General features: G+C 37.9%; 25 protein-coding genes. 2 read left to right on the plus strand and 23 right to left on the minus strand.

The genetic code is table 11. The annotated features are described in order from the left end of the window. Positions 1-10 precede the first annotated feature (10 nt). The 5 genes from R6U77_RS04460 to spoVG form a co-directional block, all read right to left on the minus strand. On the minus strand, positions 11-910 hold the full coding sequence (locus tag R6U77_RS04460; protein ID WP_319837594.1) for a polyprenyl synthetase family protein: 900 nt from the start codon (positions 908-910) through the stop codon (positions 11-13). Between the two features lie 706 nt (positions 911-1,616). Further along, the gene (locus R6U77_RS04465; RefSeq protein ID WP_319837595.1) at positions 1,617-2,816 is read right to left on the minus strand and encodes an MFS transporter; all 1,200 of its coding nucleotides are present in this window, start codon (positions 2,814-2,816) and stop codon (positions 1,617-1,619) included. 127 nt (positions 2,817-2,943) lie between these two features. Continuing rightward, positions 2,944-3,903: a ribose-phosphate diphosphokinase gene (locus tag R6U77_RS04470; protein ID WP_293929430.1), complete on the minus strand. Its 960-nt coding sequence runs from the start codon at positions 3,901-3,903 to the stop codon at positions 2,944-2,946. A gap of 23 nt (positions 3,904-3,926) precedes the next feature. Beyond that, a complete protein-coding gene (glmU, locus tag R6U77_RS04475; RefSeq protein WP_319837596.1) occupies positions 3,927-5,291 on the minus strand; it encodes a bifunctional UDP-N-acetylglucosamine diphosphorylase/glucosamine-1-phosphate N-acetyltransferase GlmU in 1,365 nt (454 codons plus the stop codon). Between the two features lie 278 nt (positions 5,292-5,569). Continuing rightward, positions 5,570-5,860 (minus strand): septation regulator SpoVG, encoded by a 291-nt coding sequence (spoVG, locus tag R6U77_RS04480; RefSeq protein WP_319837597.1) that lies wholly within the window; start codon positions 5,858-5,860, stop codon positions 5,570-5,572. Between the two features lie 227 nt (positions 5,861-6,087). On the opposite strand from spoVG, the gene R6U77_RS04485 reads away from it, so the two are divergent. Next, positions 6,088-6,399 (plus strand): hypothetical protein, encoded by a 312-nt coding sequence (locus tag R6U77_RS04485; RefSeq protein WP_319837598.1) that lies wholly within the window; start codon positions 6,088-6,090, stop codon positions 6,397-6,399. A gap of 40 nt (positions 6,400-6,439) precedes the next feature. Here the strand turns inward: R6U77_RS04485 and R6U77_RS04490 are convergent, their stop codons facing one another. From R6U77_RS04490 to metG, 10 genes are all read right to left on the minus strand, one after another. Beyond that, positions 6,440-6,814, minus strand: a complete 375-nt coding sequence (locus tag R6U77_RS04490) for a RidA family protein (RefSeq protein ID WP_319837599.1) — start codon at positions 6,812-6,814, stop codon at positions 6,440-6,442. After that, positions 6,815-7,642: a pur operon repressor gene (gene purR / locus R6U77_RS04495; RefSeq protein WP_293929442.1), complete on the minus strand. Its 828-nt coding sequence runs from the start codon at positions 7,640-7,642 to the stop codon at positions 6,815-6,817. 70 nt (positions 7,643-7,712) lie between these two features. Further along, positions 7,713-8,579 carry a 4-(cytidine 5'-diphospho)-2-C-methyl-D-erythritol kinase gene (ispE, locus tag R6U77_RS04500; RefSeq protein ID WP_319837600.1) on the minus strand — a complete coding sequence of 289 codons (867 nt, stop codon included), beginning with the start codon at positions 8,577-8,579 and terminating at the stop codon, positions 7,713-7,715. Positions 8,580-8,758: 179 nt separating this feature from the next. Then, positions 8,759-8,947: a small, acid-soluble spore protein, alpha/beta type gene (locus R6U77_RS04505; RefSeq protein WP_066165629.1), complete on the minus strand. Its 189-nt coding sequence runs from the start codon at positions 8,945-8,947 to the stop codon at positions 8,759-8,761. A gap of 118 nt (positions 8,948-9,065) precedes the next feature. Then, positions 9,066-9,323, minus strand: coding sequence for a biofilm formation stimulator Veg (gene veg, locus R6U77_RS04510; RefSeq protein ID WP_293929447.1), 258 nt, complete (start codon positions 9,321-9,323; stop codon positions 9,066-9,068). A gap of 146 nt (positions 9,324-9,469) precedes the next feature. Then, complete coding sequence (gene rsmA, locus R6U77_RS04515; RefSeq protein WP_319837601.1) at positions 9,470-10,357, minus strand: 16S rRNA (adenine(1518)-N(6)/adenine(1519)-N(6))-dimethyltransferase RsmA; 888 nt, start codon at positions 10,355-10,357, stop codon at positions 9,470-9,472. Beyond that, positions 10,350-10,913, minus strand: coding sequence for a ribonuclease M5 (gene rnmV / locus R6U77_RS04520; protein ID WP_319837602.1), 564 nt, complete (start codon positions 10,911-10,913; stop codon positions 10,350-10,352). The genes rsmA and rnmV overlap by 8 nt, the downstream gene beginning before the upstream one ends. Before the next feature lie 368 nt (positions 10,914-11,281). After that, positions 11,282-12,487 (minus strand): resuscitation-promoting factor, encoded by a 1,206-nt coding sequence (locus R6U77_RS04525; RefSeq protein WP_319837603.1) that lies wholly within the window; start codon positions 12,485-12,487, stop codon positions 11,282-11,284. 133 nt (positions 12,488-12,620) lie between these two features. Further along, positions 12,621-13,397, minus strand: a complete 777-nt coding sequence (locus tag R6U77_RS04530; protein WP_319837604.1) for a TatD family hydrolase — start codon at positions 13,395-13,397, stop codon at positions 12,621-12,623. Positions 13,398-13,637: 240 nt separating this feature from the next. Then, complete coding sequence (gene metG, locus R6U77_RS04535; protein ID WP_319837605.1) at positions 13,638-15,596, minus strand: methionine--tRNA ligase; 1,959 nt, start codon at positions 15,594-15,596, stop codon at positions 13,638-13,640. A 414-nt stretch (positions 15,597-16,010) separates the two neighbouring features. On the opposite strand from metG, the gene R6U77_RS04540 reads away from it, so the two are divergent. Continuing rightward, complete coding sequence (locus tag R6U77_RS04540) at positions 16,011-16,295, plus strand: transition state genes transcriptional regulator AbrB (RefSeq protein WP_293929485.1); 285 nt, start codon at positions 16,011-16,013, stop codon at positions 16,293-16,295. A gap of 62 nt (positions 16,296-16,357) precedes the next feature. Here R6U77_RS04540 and rsmI read toward each other — a convergent pair whose 3' ends face one another. The 8 genes from rsmI to R6U77_RS04580 form a co-directional block, all read right to left on the minus strand. Next, the gene (gene rsmI / locus R6U77_RS04545; RefSeq protein ID WP_319837606.1) at positions 16,358-17,227 is read right to left on the minus strand and encodes a 16S rRNA (cytidine(1402)-2'-O)-methyltransferase; all 870 of its coding nucleotides are present in this window, start codon (positions 17,225-17,227) and stop codon (positions 16,358-16,360) included. A gap of 71 nt (positions 17,228-17,298) precedes the next feature. Then, complete coding sequence (locus R6U77_RS04550; protein ID WP_293929462.1) at positions 17,299-17,562, minus strand: GIY-YIG nuclease family protein; 264 nt, start codon at positions 17,560-17,562, stop codon at positions 17,299-17,301. Further along, positions 17,546-18,295 carry a tRNA1(Val) (adenine(37)-N6)-methyltransferase gene (locus R6U77_RS04555; RefSeq protein WP_293929464.1) on the minus strand — a complete coding sequence of 250 codons (750 nt, stop codon included), beginning with the start codon at positions 18,293-18,295 and terminating at the stop codon, positions 17,546-17,548. Before R6U77_RS04555 ends, R6U77_RS04550 begins: the two co-directional genes overlap by 17 nt. 65 nt (positions 18,296-18,360) lie before the next feature. Then, a complete protein-coding gene (gene yabA, locus R6U77_RS04560; protein ID WP_293929466.1) occupies positions 18,361-18,708 on the minus strand; it encodes a DNA replication initiation control protein YabA in 348 nt (115 codons plus the stop codon). Positions 18,709-18,820: 112 nt separating this feature from the next. After that, complete coding sequence (locus R6U77_RS04565; protein WP_293929468.1) at positions 18,821-19,636, minus strand: PSP1 domain-containing protein; 816 nt, start codon at positions 19,634-19,636, stop codon at positions 18,821-18,823. Continuing rightward, positions 19,629-20,633 (minus strand): DNA polymerase III subunit delta', encoded by a 1,005-nt coding sequence (holB, locus tag R6U77_RS04570; RefSeq protein WP_319837607.1) that lies wholly within the window; start codon positions 20,631-20,633, stop codon positions 19,629-19,631. The genes R6U77_RS04565 and holB overlap by 8 nt, the downstream gene beginning before the upstream one ends. Positions 20,634-20,697: 64 nt before the next feature. Then, positions 20,698-21,135: a YaaR family protein gene (locus tag R6U77_RS04575; RefSeq protein WP_293929472.1), complete on the minus strand. Its 438-nt coding sequence runs from the start codon at positions 21,133-21,135 to the stop codon at positions 20,698-20,700. 32 nt (positions 21,136-21,167) lie between these two features. Then, positions 21,168-21,497, minus strand: coding sequence for a cyclic-di-AMP receptor (locus tag R6U77_RS04580; protein ID WP_066165667.1), 330 nt, complete (start codon positions 21,495-21,497; stop codon positions 21,168-21,170). Between the last annotated feature and the right edge of the window lie 85 nt (positions 21,498-21,582).

Below are 21,582 nucleotides of genomic sequence, written 5' to 3' on the forward strand. Positions count from 1 at the left end.
ATAAATTCTCCTATTCTACTAATGCTTTTAAATGCTCCTTATCTATACTGCTGAATGGCATCGTTTCTATTAAATCTAACGCCTTATATTTAAACACATTTTTTAGCGCAAGTGCATAACGGATTGCGCCACTTTCTAACAAAATATTTTCAAAATAAGCACTGTCAATTTCCATTGCCATATCATTGTAATACTTTTTTAAAATATCAGCATATGCCTCTGGCTGTTCCATTAAATAAATGATTGGTAAAGAAAATCTACGATTCAACATATCATTTTTCTTGCCCCATGTTTTCAAATCGTGAATATCATTTAATATTTGTTGAACGACACCAATATACGTGGAATATTGAATGATGCTTTCATCCATTTTACCAGTCGCTAGCGTAGCGCCAATCGAGCTACTTAATGCAATTAACGCACCGGATTTCGTTTCAATCATCTTTAAATAAGATGCTTCGTCTTGTCCTTGATTTTTAATATCTAAGTACTGCCCGTTAATGCTTTTTAACGCAAATTCATGCAGCAGCTGAATTGCTTGTTCCTTATGTGAAAATGTGCTTTCTTGAAGGCATTTGACTGTTAAAAAGAGCATAGCTAAAACAGCATTCATGCCCATCGCCGGATCTTGACACCACAAATAATCCGCATCCCCATCCTGCAAATCATCTATTATATCAAAGCTCAATATTAATAGCTCAACAGCGGCAGCAATAGCAATAATATCTTCATCCACTTTTGCTTGCTGTGCAAAAGCCTGATAATGAAAAATACAAAGCTCCCCAAAGTCCATTGAAGAATCTTGCTTTTCGCTTATGTACCTTAATAAAGCTGCTTGAAAGTTATGATCTAAATTAGCTGATAGAACAATTGCCTTCATTTTCTCAAATATTTTATTTTTGTATACCAACTTTATCACCCCGCTTACTCAGAAGTTATAGTAACATTGTCTCATAATCACATCAAGTACAATAGTCTATAATTCAGGATTTATTTTCATTATTTTTAAAATTAGAGGTACTCTAATTGCATAATTCCACATGCATTTTATGCGGAATCACGCAATTGTGAAGGCGCTATATACAGTGTTAAAATGAGGATAGTTCTATTAAGTTATATTACAGTATTAACCCATATGTACTCTCTATAAAATAAAGGTCAATCAATACTCTATTGCTCACAGTTTCTATAATACTTTTCTATAAAACTAGCTTTATTTTTTATTTAGGTGCCTCACTCATTTTTGTCATTCTCAGCACTATAAACTATCGAGCTAATTACAAAAAATGAGGTGAATTTCTTGGATTTAATATACATACCCCTGTTGCTCGCCTCTTTATTCCTATTTGTAATAGCCTATCTTGAACGAAACAAAGAACAAAAGGGCTTAAGCAATCCAATTTTACTAGGTGTAATTGGATTGCTCTATATCTTACTCATGTCTTTAGATTATCATTTTATGGCCGTGCTTATCGGTGTAGCTGGCTTAGTAATTTTAATTATTACTATCCTTCAAAGGACACCATCAAAACAGAAGTAGCGAAGATAACCATTCAAATGTAGAAAGGCTGTACTTCTACGACCATTCGTCACAGAAGTACAGCCTTGTTGTTTTATTACAATGCTCCACGACCCCTGCTTGTCATCCATACATACAAGAATCCAAAGGCTCCAGCCAATCGAACAATCGTGCTAATATTCATCGCAGTTGTCATCGTAAATGCTTCGAGTAGCCAAATACCAATTTGTGGTGCAATAAAGGCGATAATTGCTAGCAATACATTATAGCTGGTGATGCAATATGTACGGTTTTCCTTTGGCGAATTTTCCAACAGTAAGTTAAATAAAATTAAAACTGTACCTGATACGAATAAGCCCGATTGCACGGACATCAATGTTAAATAAATAAGGTTTGTTGACAATGCCATCGCAAATGGAGCAACAGCCATTCCGAAGGCTACCCATACAAAGACGCGCATATTGCCATACTTATCAGCCCATTTACGCCATAATGGGAAGGAAAAAATTTGTGCAAGCATATTGGCAGCACTAAACATACTAATCCAAAAAATCGTCGCCTCTGCATAGCGCACATTGTAAATATTAAAAAGTCCCCATGCCATTTGCCAGCCGAAATTAAAAATTAATGCCACCAATAAAAAGCGGACATAATTTGTGTCTTTGAAAATTGCCCAATTCATCGCTTTCTTATGTTCCTTTTGCTGCACAGGTGTTCCTTCCTCATGCCTCAACAAAAAATAAACCTCCAATAAACCAAAGCAAAAGGCTAATCCAAAGAGCAGCTGATAGGCTAAGGTGTTCGTTGTTGCATCACGCATAATAATGCCAATTGTCAATGTTGAAATCAGTCCTACGATTGTTAACAGCCGATTGCGGTCACTGAAAAATTGCCCGCGCCTTCTGTCCTCAATCATATTGCCAATCAATGCCTGCCAGCCCATATTAGCCATTGTGTTCGGAATGCTCATCAGTGCAATTAGTGCTAATAATGCCCATGATGCAATGGATTGTGGAATATAGGCAATAAAAATTAACAGCATAAAAACAAGCCTTGCCATCAATACTGAAAAGGCAACAAGCTTCTTCTGTTCCGCCGCTTTATTGAGCATAATCGCAGCTGGCACTGTCATTAATAATGTGATCAAGGGCGGAATTGAGCTAATTAACCCTACCTGATAATTGGTCGCTCCTAAAATTGCCATCGAAAATATCGGAATATAGTTTGCTGTTGTATTCAGCGTCAATGTCGATGCCATTCCATGATAAATGCTTATCTTTTCATTATAAGTTCTCATTCAACCGCTACTTTCTATTGTTGTTAACTTGATTATAGCGAATGTAATGTTCTGCACAACTATTTTTTTAAAATGACAAAAGCTGTATAGGAGGTAGTTGAACTACCTTCTATACAGCTCTTAATGATTAATCGAATAATGTACTTACCGATTTGTTTTCATAAACACGAGAGATTGCATCTGCCATTAATTTTGCTACAGAAAGCTCTTTAATCTTTGGTGATTTCTTTTCTTCCGATAGCTGAATTGTATTTGTTACGACTAACTCTTTAATTGCTGAATTTTCAATACGCTCAATCGCAGGACCAGATAATACAGGGTGTGAGCAGCAAGCATATACTTCCTTCGCACCTGATTCTAATAATGCGTTTGCACCGATTGTAATTGTACCAGCCGTATCGATAATATCATCAATTAAAATACAAATTTTACCTTCAACATTACCTACAATATTCATTACTTCTGCCACATTTGGTTTTGGACGGCGTTTATCAATAATTGCGATTGGTGCTTTTAGACGCTCTGCCATTTTACGTGCGCGCGTTACACCACCATGGTCTGGTGATACAATGACAACTTCGTCCGAATTAAAGCCTTTTGAGCCAAAGTAGTCAGCAAGAATTGGCACTGCTACTAAATGGTCGATTAAAATATCGAAGAAACCTTGAATTTGTGGTGCATGTAAATCTAATACGATAACGCGTGTTGCACCAGCAGTTTCTAATAGGTTCGCTACTAATTTTGCAGTAATTGGCTCACGTGCTTTTGCTTTACGGTCTTGACGAGCATAGCCATAGTAAGGCATAACTACATTGACAGTACGTGCAGAGGCGCGTTTTACTGCATCAACCATAATTAAAAGCTCCATTAAATGTTCATTTACAGGTGCAGAAGTTGACTGCACAATGAATACATCGCAACCACGAATACTTTCTTCAATGCTAATTTGAATTTCTCCATCACTGAAATGCTTTACAGATGATTTACCTAACTCTACACCCATCTCTTGTGCAATTTCTTGTGCAAGTGGGTTATTTGAGTTTAGTGAGAAAAGTTTTAGTTTTGAGTCAGCGTAATGATATGGCATGATGCCCTCCTGTTTTCTATATATTATTTTAATTTATTGACATAGCCTAATTTATTTTCCTGTCTTGCACGTGCAATCGCTAGTGCATCCTCAGGTACTTCCTTTGTAATTGTAGAGCCTGCTGCGATAAACGCGTTTTTACGTACCGTTACAGGTGCAACTAAATTCGTATTACAGCCTACAAATACATCGTCTTCAATAATCGTTTTATACTTATTTTTACCATCATAATTGACAGTAATCGAGCCGCAGCCAATATTGACGTTTTTTCCAATCTCTGCGTCACCAATATAGCTTAAATGCGACACTTTCGATTCGTCCTGAATTTGGCTCTTTTTCACTTCCACGAAGTTGCCAATCTTCACATTGTTGCCAAGCGTAGATTCTGGACGGATATGTGCAAATGGACCAACTGCTACTTTATCACCAATAACACTGCTTTTAACTACAGAGCTATGGACAGTTGTATTTTGACCAATTTGGCTGTCGATAATATGGCTGTTAGGACCGATTTCGCAATCTTCACCAATGACTGTGACACCTTCAATAATTGTGCCTGGTAAAATAATTGTGTCGCTCCCAATTACCGCATCTGCGCTAATATGTGTCGTTGCGGGATTAATAATTGTCACGCCGTTACGCATATGACGTTCATTAATACGTGCACGCATTAATTCCTCAGCCTGTGATAAGGCAAAGCGGTCGTTAATACCTAATGTTTCATTAAAATCCTTTGTCACATATGCTGCTACAATTTCTTGCTGCTTTTGTAAAATCTCAATTACGTCAGGTAAATAATATTCACCTTGCGCATTGTCATTATTCACAAGCTTTAATGTTTCAAATAAAAGCTTATTATCGAAGCAGTATGTGCCTGTATTAATTTCCTTTACAAGATGCTGCTCTGATGTTGCATCCTTATGCTCCACAATTTGTGCAACTTGCCCACCCTCATTGCGGATAATGCGCCCGTAACCTGTTGGGTCCTCTGCAATAGCTGTTAAAATTGTCGCTTTGGCATTTTGCTCACGGTGAAAGTCAACTAATGCCTTCATCGTTTCTGGTCGAATAAGCGGTGTATCTCCACATACGACAAGTGTTATGCCTTCAAGATTGCCTAAAATAGCTTCTGCTTGTTGAACCGCATGTGCCGTTCCTAATTGCTCAGCCTGTAGCACATACTCACTTTTATCACCTAATTGCTCCTGTACTTTATCAGCACCATGACCAACTACTGTTACGACACGATGAACATCAAGTGTTTCAATATGATTGATAACATGCTCCACCATTGGCTTGCCACAAACAGGATGCAGCACTTTATATAATTTGGACTTCATGCGTGTTCCTTGGCCTGCAGCCAAAACAATTGCAAAAATATTTGTCATATAAGTCCCCCAGTTTAACTCTAAGTCTCATATTGACTATATAGTAAATCAGCTTGTTTTTCAAGGTATTGTGGCTTGACAAAACGATGACATATATATGACTTTCAAGAAAATAAAATAACGTACTATCTTTTTGAAATAGATAGCTCGAAAACCCGTTATCTTACATCCATTTTGAAAACAAGTAATATACAATAGATTTCGATTGTGACTATTTCCCCTTTTGAACGAAGATAAAAACAGCTGTTGGAATGGCTTTTCCAACAGCTTGACTTTATTTATGCATTTGCTTGTTCTAGCTCTAGCGCTTCTTCCTCACTCGATGCATAGTATGCAGCTAACACGCTCTCTTGAATTTTGTTGCGTGTCGTTGACTTAATTGGATGCGCGATATCACGGAATTCACCATCTGGCGTACGCTTACTTGGCATTGCCACAAATAAGCCTGAGTTACCATCTATTACACGAATATCATGTATAACGAATTCATCATCTAGTGTGATGGAAGCGATCGCGCGCATACGTCCCTCTAAATGTACACGTCGTAATCTTACATCTGTTACTTCCATTCTCTCACCCCCTTAATCTAAGATGCCTTTGCTAAAAATTAATATTCTCCTTATAGAATATCAATTCCTCTCTTAATAATACTAAATTATTTAAATAGTTTAAATATTTAAATAATTTATTTAAAAAATTTTAGGTAAAGTGAGCGAAATTTGCTTTAAATGATAGGATTTAAGTATATAATTTTTTGTAATTACATTATAAAATATTAGGTTTCGAAGGGATATATATGAAAAAATGGCTTTTGGTTTTTTATTTTGTTACTTCTATAGGAATGATATTATACTTCGCCTATCAAAATTATAGAACTGGCAGTGTAGAGGACAGAGAGGAATTGCTTGCTGCTGTCATATTTGATTTATATGAGGTGCAATCACTTACGAAGGAAGATGTGCGTGATATTGAGGTTTTTCGAAGTGATGCGGGGATTTATCCGTATTTTTACAACGTTTTAGTGACTTTAGAAAATGGGGACGCCTTAAGCTACACATGGGGCAGTCCTGAAAAGGATTATTTTGATATTGATGTTTATCCAAAATAAGCAGTAGGGAAGGTATTTGTCTACCTTCCCTACTGTTGTTTTATTTTACTAATGCAATAACTTCGATTTCGACTTTTACGTCCTTTGGTAAACGTGCTACCTCTACCGCAGAGCGTGCTGGCTTATGCTCACCAAAATGAGAAGCATACACTTCGTTCATCGCTACAAAATCATTCATATCCTTCATGAATACAGTTGTTTTCACAACTTGATCTAATGACGAGCCTGCTGCTGCAAGCACTGCCTTTAAATTTTCAAATACTTGATTCGTTTGTTCAACGATATCGCCATCTACTAGCTCACCAGAAGCTGTTAATGGAATTTGACCTGATGAATAAAACATATTATTAACAATCATGCCTTGTGCGTATGGTCCAATTGCCGCTGGTGCTTTTGTTGTTGCTACTGCTTTCATTTACAATCTCTCCTTTTGAAAGTAATTGCCTTCGCTTAATTCAATAATGCGATCCTTCTCATTGACTTCGTGGAGCTTTACCAATGAATAATAATCATCCACTAATCGCTCATCTGCATGCTGTGCCTCAACTAATACGGCGATGCCTGCTAGCTCACATTCAAATTCCTCTAACAAGCTTTTCATACCATTCACGGTACCGCCTACCTTCATAAAATCATCAGTAATGAGTACACGTTGTCCACTTTTCATGCTGCGTTTAGATAAAACCATCGTTTGAATACGACGCGAAGAGCCTGATACATAATTAATACTCACTGTTGATCCTTCAGTTACTTTGCTATCTCGACGCACAACCACAACAGGAACGTTCAAATGACGCGCAATTGCATGAGCAATCGAAATACCTTTTGTTGCTACTGTCATAATAACATCGATTTGCTGCTCAGCAAAGACGCTCGCAAATACTTTTCCTACTCGATTCATAAAGTCTGGGTTGCCAAGTAAATCCGTCATAAATAAATAGCCACCTGGCAATAAACGATCTGATTGCTGTAGCTGAGTAATCAACTCTTGAATCATATCCTTTACTTCCTGCTCAGACATTTTCGGAATATATTTTACCCCGCCTGCTGCACCAGGTACTGTTATTAAAAGTCCGATTCCCTTCTCCTCAAACGTTTCCTTCACAATCGTTAAATCTTCGCTAATCGAAGATTTTGCTGACTGATATAATTCCGAAAAGTACGTAAGGGGGATCAATTGGTGGGGATGTTCAAGCAAGTAGTATGTCATATCGACAAGTCGTTCACTACGCTTCCATTTCATAATATGACCCTCTCCTATTTCTATTAAGAATACGAATATTTTATACGTAAGTTATCATAAATGTACGCATTTACGCAAGTGTATTCCTCTCCCCAAGCAAGCGAACTGTATACACCTCATCACAAAAGCCTCGCAATCCGTTATAAATTCTAGCAATGCGTGCCTCGCTGTCTACCAAGCCAAAAACAGTCGGTCCACTACCGCTCATTAGCACTGCATCTGCACCCAATCGATACATTTGCTCTTTAATCATTGAAACCTCAGGGTGAAGCTTTAATGTCACACTTTCTAACACATTGCCAAGCGACGTACATAATGCACTATAATCCTTGCTTGCAATAGCTGCTATCGCTTTTGCTGTATCAGGGTGCGCTACATTATCTAATTGCAATCCACCATAGACATCCGCTGTCGATACACCAATTTTCGGCTTTGCTAACACAATCCAGCAATTTGGTGGTGCTGGTAGCTCCTCAATTTTTTCACCGCGGCCTGTTGCGCGTGCAGTGCCCCCGTAGACACAAAATGGTACATCTGAGCCAATTTGTGCCCCAAGCTCTGCCAGTTCATCTATCGTTAAATTTAAATTCCATAGCTCATTTAAACCACGAAGCGTCGCTGCTGCATCACTGCTTCCCCCTGCTAAACCAGCTGCTATCGGAATTTCCTTATCTATCGTAATCGATACACCCTCTTTAATACCGTATGTATCTTGTAATAGCTTTGCTGCCTGATAAGCAAAATTTCGCTCATCACTCGGCACAAAGCGATCTGCTGAAATAATTTTAATTAAGCCATCCTGACTCGCCTCTAAGCCGATTCGATCTGACAGGTCAATCGTTGTCATAATCATGTCAACCTCGTGATAATTGTCAGGTCTTTTATATAGTACATCTAATGTTAAATTAATTTTAGCTGGCGCTTTAATATAAAGCATCTTTCATTTCCTCCCTATTCAAGCTCTCGTATTTCTATTTTATCATATTCATTGTCTGGAAAACGAAATAGGAATAATTAGAAAATAAAAAAGAGAGCTGCTCGAAAAGTAATGCTTTTCGAACAGCCTCTTGCCAACGTTCCTTATTCTGATCGGTTTTTTTAAGTTAACATCTTTCGCTACTTTGTATCAGTAGCTTGTTGTTCAGCAAGAAGTTTTTCTGCCTTTTCAATCGCATGTTTAACCATATTCCCTGCATCACGGGTAGTAATACCACCCCAGCCTTCACGTTCTACTACATCATAAAATCCAAGTTCCTTTGCAATCTCTTCCTTTAGACGATTCGACATGATGCCTTTTCGCGCCATGCAGATGACCTCCCTTTCTCAAGTTCAGTTGGCTTCTTTAGTATGCTTATATCTACTTGCTTTATACAGCAAAAACAAAAAACACTCAAAAACTTGAGTGCTTTTTACATATGAATAACTATTTACCTACCGCGATTGCGTCATCTAAAAAAGTAATTTCTACTGCCTCTGTTAAAATATCTGTGTAGCTGTAAGAAACACGCTTGCACGCATTTTCATTTTGATCGAGCTCCACTACGAATACTGCACGATGTGTTTCGCTTAGTACACCTGCACACTCAACCGTTTTTTTACGGCTACCGTTCGCTCTTATTTGCAAACGTTTGCCTAAATGACCATCTAAAGCCTTTTTAATATTGGCAATTGTTTTTGGCATTTCGCATACACCTCACTAAATAATAGTGTATCACGATTTATAAACATTGTCAAAAATAATATATTTTATCACCATACAATTATTTTAGTCAACTTTTTTCTCACAAAAAAATTTATTTTTTTTATTATGGTCTTAAGTTTGCCAAATTATGAGTGTTTCGCAAAAGTTGGATAAAGTGCGTCTGCTAATTTACCGAACTCTTGAATTGTTAGTGTTTCGCCACGGCGCGTTGGCTCAATTTCACACGTAGTTAACGCCTCTAAAATAGCCTCTTTCTTTTGCTTACCATTTGGTAGTCCTGCCTGCAAGTTGTTCAAAATCGTTTTTCGGCGTTGCACAAACGACGCTCGTGTCACCTCAAATAAAAATTCCTCATCCATAACCTGTACAGGTGGTGCATCATGCTTGATTAGGCGAATGACCGCTGATTCGACATTTGGCTGTGGCATAAATACCGTTTTCGGTACCATCATCGCAATCTCTGCTGAAACATAATATTGAATGGCAATTGAAAGAGAGCCATATTCCTTCGTACCAGGCTTGGCTGTAATGCGGTCTGCTACCTCTTTTTGCATCATAACGACGAAGCCACGAATCGGCAGTCTGTCATGTAATAGCTTTAATAAAATTGGCGTTGTTACATAATACGGCAAATTTGCAACGACCATAATATCTTGAATATCTGGCATTTCCTTTGCGATTACCTGCGCTACATCTGCCTTTAAAATGTCTGAATGAACAATCGTTACATTATCATATGGGCTTAATGTATCCTCAAGCACAGGCAATAAGCGTTGGTCAATTTCAAATGATACAACCTTCTTTGCCGCACGAGCCAAATGCTCAGTTAAAGCACCGATTCCTGGTCCAATTTCAATTGCACCACTATTTTCTGTTAGCTGTGCATGACCAACAATGTTGCGTAAAATGTTTGGATCGATCAAAAAGTTTTGTCCTAAGCTTTTTTTGAATGAAAATCCGTACTTTTGTAAAATTTCCTTTGTACGAATAGGTGTTGCAATATCTTTATGCATTTTGTGCCTCCTGATCTAACTGTGCAATTGCTTGTGCAAATTGAGCTTGTGTAATTTGAAACATTTTTAAACGTTTATGCAGCTGCTTGCCATTTGTCATACCAATATTCAATATTTCTCCTAACCGATTGCGCCGCTCCTTTGATTGCGGATGCCCCATAAGGCGAGCTAACATTAAATCATCAAGTGTGATTTCCTCTGTTTGGATATGCTCATTTGGCGTATAGACATTTTCAAGCGCTTGGCGAATATCTTCATCGTTTGCATGCTCAATTCCAAGACCTTTACCATTTTTCGCTATCGTTTTATTTTTCGCTAAAAAAGCATGCTTAACATTCGGTATACGCTCTTCGATAATTGCTCGTATGCGACGTCCTGGATAGTCTGGGTCCGTAAAAACAATGACACCTCGTTTTTCCTGTGCATGCTGAATACGGCTTAGTATTTCCTCATTAATTGCGGAGCCATTCGTTTCAATTGTATCAGCACCAACAGCTCGCTTAATCGCTGTCGTATCATCTTTACCTTCTACAACGATAATTTCTCGTATATCCAAAAATGTGCCTCTTTTCTTTCATCAGTTGTTATAAGATTATTTTAGCATATTTATTAGGTGCCAGGCACTCACACAATTCTCACACAATTAGAAAGGCAAGAGTACGGAGGGAAATTCAAAATTCCCTGCACCCTTGCCTTTGAACATTTTGGTAATGCTTAAGCTTTTTTTGTTCGTTTGTATGAAAACACGTAGAAATGTGGCTGCCATTATAAAAGCAGCATCTATTATTAGACTATATAATAAACCTCTTACATGCAGTTTGTCGTTTCCGATTTCCCTCAAAATACGAACCATCCATCAGAGATTGACCCCTGATAAATACAGCACGAAAGGAACGAGCTAAAGATTCAGCTCATTGCTTATTATTAATTTAGTACTTTAATGCGGACTTGCTTACGCCCCCAGCTATATGCCTGCTGCTTTGTTTGCATAAGGATATCAATTTTATTGCCCTTGATTGCGCCACCTGTGTCGCCAGCAATCGCATAGCCGTAGCCTTCAACCCATACTTTTGTTCCTAATGGAATAACGTTTGGGTCTACCGCAATTAATTTTAAATCTGGATTGCTACGCAAGTTAATACCTGCTGCTGAAGTACCTGAGCAACCATTACAATATGGTGTATATGCTGTAGCTGTTACATAAAACTCTTTGCCACCTGCTGGTGCTGCTGCATTGCTACGAGAAACACTTGCAGTTACAACTTTTGTTCCTACAGCTACTACTTTTGTTGTCGGCTCTTTTTTCACCTTTTCAGACTTCAATGTTTTATCGACAACTTTACCATTTTCTTTTACTACTTCATAAGTGCGCTCTACTTTCCCAACTGCGCCTTCTGTTACAACCTTTTCTTTGCCCTTAAGCAATGAAGAATCGTTTTTCTTTTCGACTGCGAAATCAACGGATTCTTCCACTACATCGGTAACCTTTTCTACGCGAACAACTACGATTTTTCCTTCTGGAGTGATAACATCCTCCAGTTTATTCTCGACACGATCAAATTCACCTAATTGAATTTCTTGTTGTTTTAAAAAGTTAGCGACCGTAGTCGAAGTGGACCAAACTTGTCTCTTCTCTAAGCCATCGACAAGCGTTAACTGAAACGCCTTTTGAATATCGATTTTGTTATCTGCTCCTACTTCAGTATTTAAGCCTTGTGATACTTTATCGTGCTCTGTTACCTCGATATTTGCTTCTTCCAAAATGTTCTTCACTACTTTTTCAGTTGTCCATACATTTGACTCTTCCCCGTCAACTGAAACGATTACTTCTCTTGCCTGTTCCCATTCAATCGTCATTCCACTAACGATTTTGGTATCTACTGAGGGTGTTACTTTATCATATTCTGATACGTTAATGTCGCGTGCTTGTAAAAGCTCGCCAACAGTTTCTGCGTGTGTTGCTACTTTTTGCTCTTCCCCATTCGCCATAATAACGACAGGTGATTTCGTCCCTTGGAAAAGAACGAATGAAATTACAGCAGCAAACAAGACAAACGATAAAATTTTTGTTCTTGTTTCCTTGCTCCTCAATGATCCTAAGAACTGGCTTTTCATGGAATTATTTGACATGAAAATACGCCTCCTTGATACTCGCTGAATTATACGGACTAGATTTCATGCTGTCAACTATAAAGTTTTTTAGCCGTTAAAAAACACTTTCAACAAAGTGCTTTAAATGCAGTATTGGAGGCGACTTCACAAATTAAACATCCAATTTAAAAAAGCGTATTGCATTTGCTGTTGTAGCGTTAGCAACTTCTTCCAAAGAAAGCTCTTTTTGTCTTGCAATTTCCTCTGCTACTAACGGCACATAGCAAGGCTCATTTCTTTTCCCACGATATGGGTGAGGAGCCAAGTATGGTGCGTCTGTTTCAATCAGTAAATGCTCTAAAGGTATTTCCTTTGCTACTTCCTTCGGTTGACGTGCATTTTTGAATGTAACAGGACCACCTAAGCTAATCATGAAATTCATATCAATGCATTCACGGGCCGTTTCCACGCTGCCTCCAAAGCAGTGCATAATCCCGCCGACAGTCGCAGCATTTTCCTCACGTAAAATGCGCACAACGTCCCCAGTTGCATCTCGATTATGAATGATAATTGGTAAATTCAATTTTTGTGCTAGCTTGATTTGCTTACGGAACCAAAACTGTTGCACATCCTTTGGTGACTTGTCCCAATAATAATCAAGTCCTGTTTCACCAATACCGACTACTTTCGGATGTGCTGCAAGCTCCTCAATCCATGCTAAGTCTTGCTCTGTGCAATCAATTGCATCAACAGGATGCCAGCCGATAACTGCATAAATAAAATCATATTGATTTGCCAATGACATTGCTCGTTCAATCGTTTTTCGATCAAAGCCAATGACAACCATTTTTTCGACCTTTGCCTCTAAAGCGCGATCAATTACTTGCTGTAAATCATCATCATATTGATCTGCATTTAAATGCACATGTGTATCTATAAAAGCTACCATTTTCATTACTCCTGACGTTTATTTTATTTGATTGAATTATTTCTTAGTTTTCAGAAACATTACATTTGTATTACAAAAACGGTCATTTCGTGACATTATATGTGTATAGAGTTTTACAGAAGGTACTATAAGCCTATATTTTTTACTTTTTTTTCATTTTTTAATTATATCGATATAATTAAATTCTTTTGAATAGAAAGAGCCTGTCGTCAAAAAATTTTCCAACAGGCTTTCCATGCATTATTTTACTTTTGCTCCATTTTCAAGCTTTGGATCTACTGTAGCTAATGTTAGTACACCATCATGTGAACCAGCTAAAATCATCCCTTGTGATAATTCACCGCGCAGCTTGACAGGCTTTAAGTTCGCTACAACGATTACCTTTTGTCCAACTAATTGTTCAGGTGTGTAATGCTCTGCAATACCTGAAACAACTTGACGCTGTTCATATCCTAAATCCACCTGTAGCTTTAATAATTTATTTGCTTTTGGCATAGGCTCACATGCTGTAACTGTTGCAACACGTAAATCAACCTTCATGAAGTCATCGATTGAAATTTCATCAACTTCTTCAGCTTCTGGCTTTTTCGGTTGCTCCTGTGGTGTTTGTACTGAGCTTTGCATTTGCTCACGAATATAATTAATTTCCACTTCATTTTCCAAACGTGGGAAAATAGGTGTTCCTTTTTCTGCTACTTTTACGTTTGGTGGAATAATATTGCCGAATGTTTCAATCGTATCCCATGCTAATAATTTATTATTTAGACCTAGTTGTTCAAAAATACGCAATGGTGTTTGTGTCATAAATGGTTGAAGCATTACGGCAATATGACGCAAGCTTTCTGCTAAATTCGCCATAACAGATGCCAATTTTGGTCGATCTGCCTCACCTTTCGCCAATACCCATGGCGCTGTTTCATCAATATATTTATTCGTTCGAGAAACGAGCGACCAAAGCTCTGCTAATACGACACTAAATTGCATTTTTTCCATGCTTTCTTCATATTTAATACGTGTCTCATTTGCATGTGCTTTTAAAGTCTCATCAAATTCTGTTGGCTGAAGATTTTCTGTTGGGATCATACCATCAAAATATTTATTCATCATTGATACAGTACGGTTTAATAAATTCCCTAAATCATTCGCTAAGTCAAAGTTTGTACGCTCTACAAATGATTCTGGTGAGAATACGCCATCTGAACCAAACGGTAGCTCACGCAATAAGAAATAGCGTGCCGCATCTAACCCATAGCGTTCGACTAACATTTCAGGATAGACAACATTGCCTTTAGATTTCGACATTTTGCCATCCTTCATCATAATAAAACCATGCGCGAATACTTTTTTCGGCAATGGTAAATCTAGTGCCATTAAGAAAATCGGCCAATAAATTGTATGGAAGCGTACGATATCCTTCCCTACTACATGCACATCAGCAGGCCAATATTTATTAAATAGCTCCTCATTATCTGAGCCGTAGCCTAATGCCGTAATATAGTTCGATAATGCATCAACCCATACGTAAATAACATGCTTTGGATCTCCTGGTACTTTAATGCCCCAGTCAAAGGATGTACGTGAAACAGATAAATCTTCTAGTCCTGGCTTGATGAAATTATTAATCATCTCATTTTTGCGTGACTCTGGCTCGATAAATTCTACATTGTTTTCATAGTATTCCAATAGACGGTCTGCATATTTCTTCATATTAAAGAAATAAGATTCTTCTTTTACTGTTTGCACATCTCGTCCACAATCAGGACATTTGCCATCGACAAGCTGTGTCTCTGTATAGTATGACTCACAAGGTACACAATATAAGCCTTCATACTCACCTTTATAAATATCACCGTTGTCTAAAAATTTCTTAAAGATTTTCTCAACGCTCTTTGTATGACGCTCCTCTGTCGTTTGAATAAAATCATCATAGGAAATATCCATCAATGCCCAAAGCTTTTTCGCAGCATCCGCAATTTCATTCACATAGTCCTGTGGATTTTTGCCTGACTCAGCTGCTTTTTCTTGAATTTTTTGACCATGCTCGTCCATTCCTGTTAAAAAACGCACATCGTAGCCGCGCAGACGTTTATAACGTGCCATCGTATCTGATGCTACCGTCGTATAGGCAGTACCGATATGGAACTTACCGCTTGGATAATAAATCGGGGTTGTTATATAAAATGTTTGTTTTTCGTTCACGTAGAGTGCCTCCAATTACTTTGCAATATAGTATCTATTCTATCGAAGTACGAATTTCGTTTCAACGATAGAATATTAAAGCTTGTTGTCTGAATGGTTGATTTTAGCCTGTACTTAAAAAATATTGTCACTTTCCATTCAATGTTTTTCAATAAATATCAAAACTTCCGACAAAAAATGTCGAATTTTGTAGAATCACGCCGATAAATAGATTAGAATTTATTTTAATTATATCCTAATTTCTCTCAATAAAACGTGTTTTTAGCTTGTTTTTTAACAAATCATTTATAAAGTAACTTTTTTTTCAAACTAATTTATTGACGATTATGTAATTACTTGGTATGATTCATGTTAGACAAGCAATTCATGTCGAATTTTGTAGAATTGTTATACAATTTATTTTAAGGAGGAACTATTATTATGAAATCAACTGGTATTGTTCGTAAAGTCGATGAATTAGGACGTGTAGTAATTCCTATTGAATTACGCCGTACATTAGGTATTGCAGAGAAAGATGCATTAGAAATTTATGTAGATGATGATAAAATCATCTTAAAAAAATACATGCCAAATATGACATGTGCTGTAACTGGTGAAGTGTCTGATGACAACCTACGTCTTGTAGGTGGCAAATTAATTTTAAGCCCTGAAGGTGCAGAATTATTAATTAAAGAAATCCAAGAAGGCTTAAAAAAATAATGCAAAAGAGGCTTTTGAGAAATGTAGGGACTAGCCTACATTTCTCAAAAGCCATTTGCATTTTACTGATGATATGCCTGATAGACATCTCGCTTTGGTAAATTGCGTTGCTTTGCTACTTCTTTAATGGCATCCTTTGATGACATTTGTGTTTCTTCTATTATATAGTGTACATGCTCTTCGATTGTCATATCCGTCCAAAATTGTTGCTCATCCTCAGAATCTACCTCGGTGCCTCCCTCTAGGACAACACAAAACTCTCCACGAATTTCATTATTGCTAGCCCATTCGAGTGCTTCATCAACAGTTCCACGTAAAAACTCTTCAAATTTCTTTGTTAACTCACGCGCTAACGTAATACGGCGATTGCCTAAAACAAGCTCGATATCCTTTAATGTATCCTTTAAGCGATGCGGTGCCTCATAAAAAATAAGCGTTTCTTGGCGTTTTTTCAAGCTTTCTAGCTGTAAACGTCGATCCTTTTTATTGCGATTTAAAAATCCAAAGAAATAAAATGGCTGTGGTGTAATACCTGAGGCAATTAAAGCCGTTAATGCTGCATTTGCTCCAGGAATTGGAACAACGGCAAACTCCTCATCAATTGCCTTCATTGCAATATCAGCACCCGGATCTGAAATGCAAGGTAAGCCTGCATCACTAACAAGCGCAACAGATTTACCATCACGTAAATATTGCAAAAGCTTCTCTCCACCTGCTTCGATATTATGCTCATGGTAACTTACAAGCGGTGTCGTTATATCAAAGTAATTACATAGCTTCTTCGTATTGCGCGTATCCTCTGCCGCAATCACATCAACTTCCTTTAAAATACGCAAAGCTCGCATCGTTATATCTTCCAAATTGCCAATCGGTGTCGCCACTAAATATAAGCATGCACCTGTCTCATGCTGGCTGCTCTTTTGTGATTTCATGCTTACTCCCCCTAACTATCATCATAAGTATACACCATTATGCTATAATCAAACAAAAAGCTAGGGAGTAGCTAATCCCTAGCGCCGCTTATGTAAATTTCCTTTTTTTCACGCGTTAATTGTTTAAAAGCATATTCTTGTTGCATTGCTTCTCGCTTTGTCGCGTATTCCTCAAAGTAAATACATATGACAGGCAAGCGTGCACGCGTATATTTTGCCCCTTTACCTGCATTATGAACAGCTACGCGCCGCTCTAAATGATTTGTATAACCTGCATATAAAGAGCCATCTCCACATTGCAATACGTAAAAATAATGCTTAGCTGTGTTCTCCATATAAAAGCTCACTCACTTCTGCCGTATAATTATTGTCCTCATCATAGACATAAAGAGGTGGTAATATTTTTAAATCAGGCTTACCATCTTTAATTCCTTCTATTAATAATGTATTTGCTTCCTTGCCCATTTTCGGATAAACGAAGCGAATACGCTTTGGCTCTAAACGATGTGCGCGCATTGCTGTAACAATATCAAGCAGGCGACCTGGTCGATGAACAAAGGCAGCTTTACCTCCTTGCTTTAGCAAACGACTCGCTGCAATAATGGCTTCTTCCAATGTTAAATGTATTTCATGGCGAGCAATAGCATGATGCTCACTAATATTTTTATCGCTCATCTCATGTGCTAAAAAATATGGTGGATTACATGTGACAGCATCATATTTTTCAACACCTAATTGATCAGCCGCTTCCTTCACATCACCTAATGTCATCGTAATTTGTTGTTCCAAATTGTTGTAACGCACACTTCTACAAGCCATATCATATAATCTTGGCTGCAATTCCACACCCGTAATTTGCGCTTTAGTACGTGCACTTAAAAATAATGGCACTACACCATTACCTGAGCATAAATCGACAATATGCCCCTTATTTTTTGGTATATTCACAAAACGTGCTAGCAATACAGCATCTAAAGAAAATGAAAATACAGAGGGACTTTGAATAATGCGTAAATCCTCTGCTAATAAATAGTCTAAGCGCTCGTCATCCTGTAACCATTGTTCCATTTGTAAACTCCCTTAGCTTTTTCATTACAAAGGAGCTATCTCATCAGACAGCTCCTTTTCATTCACTATGTTGTTTTATTTAAAAACGATAGGCAAAATAAGCAATCCTCACCTTTACGTGAGCCACCAAAATGCACATGACATACATGAAACCCTTCATGGTAAAGGCGCGCTAAATTATCATAGCCTTCGCCAATATCCGCCACTTCATTTTTACGTTCCTCATTTTGTATCGCTTCATTTGCTTGCAATTCATCTAAGCGTGTCCGTAGGTGGAGATTTTCTGCTTGAAGTGTTTGGTGCTCCTCCATCATATGTGCAACAAACTGCTTTAAGTAGTTAAATTGCTCCTGTATCGCTTCAAGCTGTTGTTCGAATTCCATAACGGTATTTAAGAAATTACGGTCCTTCACTCAAGCCACCCCATTAAATCTTTATCTTTATTCAGCTGAAGTCTATTACTTTTATGAATTACGCCTTGATGTAATTGTTAGCTAACTTCAATTACATCAAGACGTATTTAACCTATATGAGATTTCCCTCACATTGCAATATTTCATCGAGCGTGTACTCTACTGTGCGCTCTTGTTCCTGTAAATATACTTGAACTAATTGCTCTAGTACATTCAAGCCTATTACTTTTCCCATACCATTCGGTGTCATTGTTGTATCACCGATATCTGGCATTCCTTCTTTTGCTGCTTCATAGTCATCATTTTCATACTTTAAACAGCACATTAAACGACCGCAAAGCCCTGAAATCTTCGTCGGATTTAATGATAAGTTTTGATCCTTTGCCATCTTAATTGATACAGGATCAAAATCACCTAAAAAGGTTGAACAGCATAGCATTCGCCCACATGGACCGATGCCACCTAATAATTTTGCCTCATCGCGCACGCCTATTTGACGCAATTCAATTCGCGTACGGAAAACTGATGCAAGATCTTTTACAAGCTCACGGAAATCGACCCGTCCTTCCGCAGTAAAATAGAAAATTATTTTATTGCGGTCAAATGTATATTCCACATCAACTAGCTTCATATCTAGGCTATGTTCGATAATTTTTGCATTTGCTAAATCAAACGCACGTCTTGCCTCCGCTTGATTTTCATCAACTTGAATGCGATCGCGCTCATCCGCCGGGCGAACAACCTGTTTTAATGGTAAAACAACATCGCTTTCCCCAACTTCCTTCGTAGGGATAATGACTTTACCATACTCAATGCCTCGCGCTGTTTCTACAATGACGTATTGATTTTCCTCTAATTCGTACATTGCTGGATCGAAATAATATATTTTGCCCGCTTTTTTAAAGCGAACACCAACTACATTATACAAATGTGTACCCCTCCTGCAGATTCAGCATAAGCTGCTCCATCAACAACGTCCTATTCATATTACGTTGTAGCTGCTGTCTAGCTTGTAAAATTGCCTGCATTTGATTCGATAGTTTCTCGTATGTCATGTGTAAGGCGATTTCCTTAAAAGCTTGTAACATATCTGGATATGTACAAGACGCTTCCATATTTGCTTTTAATGCAACAATATCGCGATAAGCAAATAGCAGTAAATCCAGCGCCTGCTCCATCTCATTTCTTTCTTTAAAGGAAGGTAACCATTCCTCATGGACGATCAACATCGATTCATGGACATTTTTTCTGACAGCTTCTATTAATTTTAACACTGTTTTTCTTGCATGTGCAAATTGCTCATCTTTCGCTAAAAAAAGTGCTGTTTCTAGTTCATTCGCTACCATGCTTACCGTAGCTGCCATCGACTGTGTGACACCTTGCTCTACTAATTGCTGTTGAATCACCTGTCGTGGTACTTGTGAAAATTTTATATGCTGACAACGTGAGCGTATTGTTGGCAATATAGATTGAATTTGCTCTGTTAGTAAAATTGCCATCACATCACCATCTGGCTCCTCTAAAAACTTTAACAGCGTATTAGCAGAGGCGACATTCAATTTATCCGCATGATGCAGCACATAAATTTTACGACCCTGCTCTGCTGCCGTCATTGTCATTTCAGAAATAAGCTCTCTCACTTGGTCAACTTTAATAAATTGTCCATCTGGTTCTATTTGTCGAATGTTTGGGTGATTACCTGAATCTACTCTTATACAATTTCGACATGTTTCACATGGAACATTATTCGACACATTTTCACATAATAAAAGCTTCACAAAAAACTGCGTAACAGCCTTTTTTCCGCTTCCTTTTTCACCATCAAAAATATAGGCATGGACCATTCTATTTTTCTCGTAAATTGTTTGAATTTGCTTTATAACTACAGGCTGTAGCATTTCCAGCTCATTCATATCATGTGCCATTTACTTCACCTTCGACCTATTCATGTTAGAAAAAAGCCCGTGTCATGTGGTTGAGACACGGGTTTTACATATATAGATTAATCAATAATCCTTTAATTTCGCCTATTTTAGCTAACAGATCAATCGTTTCCTTTTCCTCATCTAACAAATCCTGCGCTAGTTCAACTAAACGTTGATCAATTGTCTCAATGATTTTTAAACGACGGCCTTCACCAAAGCGATTCCACGTATGCGACTGCTTCATTTCAAGACCATAATCAACAGCTTCCTGTAAAAAGCGTTTAATAAGCATTTTATAACGTGTCAGCTCACGTAAATTACGCGACCTTGCCACACGCTCTCCTGCTGCTGAAATATCACCAAGCAAACGTGTCAATTGCTCTGTTTGCATTTTTGAGCCTTGCTTGACAACCATCTCTCCAAAACGATTTGCGCTTTGCGGTGTAGGCTTTAGTTCATTGCGATTTGTGTTCAGCACACGTAAATCTTGATTAATTTTCAATGAATTCCCCTCCAGCGCTCTTTATAATCTGATTAGAAATGATGGAACTGCTCAATTGGTAATACAAACACCGTAGCGCCACCAACTTCTACTTCAACAGGATATGGGATATAGGAGTCGGCATTGCCTCCCATCGGTGAAACTGGTGCTACCATTTGTTCTCGCGCTCGACAGTTTTCTCTAATAATATCCAAAAGCTTAGGTATTAATGAATCGTCCGTACCAATTAAAAATGTCGTATTTCCTGAACGTAAAAATCCACCTGTACTTGCTAGCTTAGTTGCTCGGAAATTATTTTTTGTTAATGCATTTGATAAACGGTTGCTGTCTTGATCTTGTACAACGGCTACTACTAATTTCATCCGCCCTCACCCCTTCATTAAATTATGTCCCATTTTAGAGACTTTATTTACATTCAATTTATGTTAAATGTAAAGTTGATAGTAC

The sequence above is a fragment of the Lysinibacillus louembei genome (assembly GCF_033880585.1).
Lineage (GTDB): Bacteria > Bacillota > Bacilli > Bacillales_A > Planococcaceae > Metasolibacillus > Metasolibacillus louembei.

What these genes read in the sequence shown, in the direction of transcription:
- R6U77_RS04465 (WP_319837595.1), bottom strand. Translation starts at nt 2,816, where the DNA reads ATGAGAACTTATAATGAAAAGATAAGCATTTATCATGGAATGGCATCG.
- R6U77_RS04470 (WP_293929430.1), bottom strand. Translation starts at nt 3,903, where the DNA reads ATGCCATATCATTACGCTGACTCAAAACTAAAACTTTTCTCACTAAAC.
- glmU (WP_319837596.1), bottom strand. Translation starts at nt 5,291, where the DNA reads ATGACAAATATTTTTGCAATTGTTTTGGCTGCAGGCCAAGGAACACGC.
- spoVG (WP_319837597.1), bottom strand. Translation starts at nt 5,860, where the DNA reads ATGGAAGTAACAGATGTAAGATTACGACGTGTACATTTAGAGGGACGT.
- R6U77_RS04485 (WP_319837598.1), top strand. Translation starts at nt 6,088, where the DNA reads ATGAAAAAATGGCTTTTGGTTTTTTATTTTGTTACTTCTATAGGAATG.
- R6U77_RS04490 (WP_319837599.1), bottom strand. Translation starts at nt 6,814, where the DNA reads ATGAAAGCAGTAGCAACAACAAAAGCACCAGCGGCAATTGGACCATAC.
- purR (WP_293929442.1), bottom strand. Translation starts at nt 7,642, where the DNA reads ATGAAATGGAAGCGTAGTGAACGACTTGTCGATATGACATACTACTTG.
- ispE (WP_319837600.1), bottom strand. Translation starts at nt 8,579, where the DNA reads ATGCTTTATATTAAAGCGCCAGCTAAAATTAATTTAACATTAGATGTA.
- R6U77_RS04505 (WP_066165629.1), bottom strand. Translation starts at nt 8,947, where the DNA reads ATGGCGCGAAAAGGCATCATGTCGAATCGTCTAAAGGAAGAGATTGCA.
- veg (WP_293929447.1), bottom strand. Translation starts at nt 9,323, where the DNA reads ATGCCAAAAACAATTGCCAATATTAAAAAGGCTTTAGATGGTCATTTA.
- rsmA (WP_319837601.1), bottom strand. Translation starts at nt 10,357, where the DNA reads ATGCATAAAGATATTGCAACACCTATTCGTACAAAGGAAATTTTACAA.
- R6U77_RS04525 (WP_319837603.1), bottom strand. Translation starts at nt 12,487, where the DNA reads ATGTCAAATAATTCCATGAAAAGCCAGTTCTTAGGATCATTGAGGAGC.
- R6U77_RS04530 (WP_319837604.1), bottom strand. Translation starts at nt 13,397, where the DNA reads ATGGTAGCTTTTATAGATACACATGTGCATTTAAATGCAGATCAATAT.
- rsmI (WP_319837606.1), bottom strand. Translation starts at nt 17,227, where the DNA reads ATGAAATCACAAAAGAGCAGCCAGCATGAGACAGGTGCATGCTTATAT.
- R6U77_RS04550 (WP_293929462.1), bottom strand. Translation starts at nt 17,562, where the DNA reads ATGGAGAACACAGCTAAGCATTATTTTTACGTATTGCAATGTGGAGAT.
- R6U77_RS04555 (WP_293929464.1), bottom strand. Translation starts at nt 18,295, where the DNA reads ATGGAACAATGGTTACAGGATGACGAGCGCTTAGACTATTTATTAGCA.
- holB (WP_319837607.1), bottom strand. Translation starts at nt 20,633, where the DNA reads ATGGCACATGATATGAATGAGCTGGAAATGCTACAGCCTGTAGTTATA.
- R6U77_RS04580 (WP_066165667.1), bottom strand. Translation starts at nt 21,497, where the DNA reads ATGAAATTAGTAGTAGCCGTTGTACAAGATCAAGACAGCAACCGTTTA.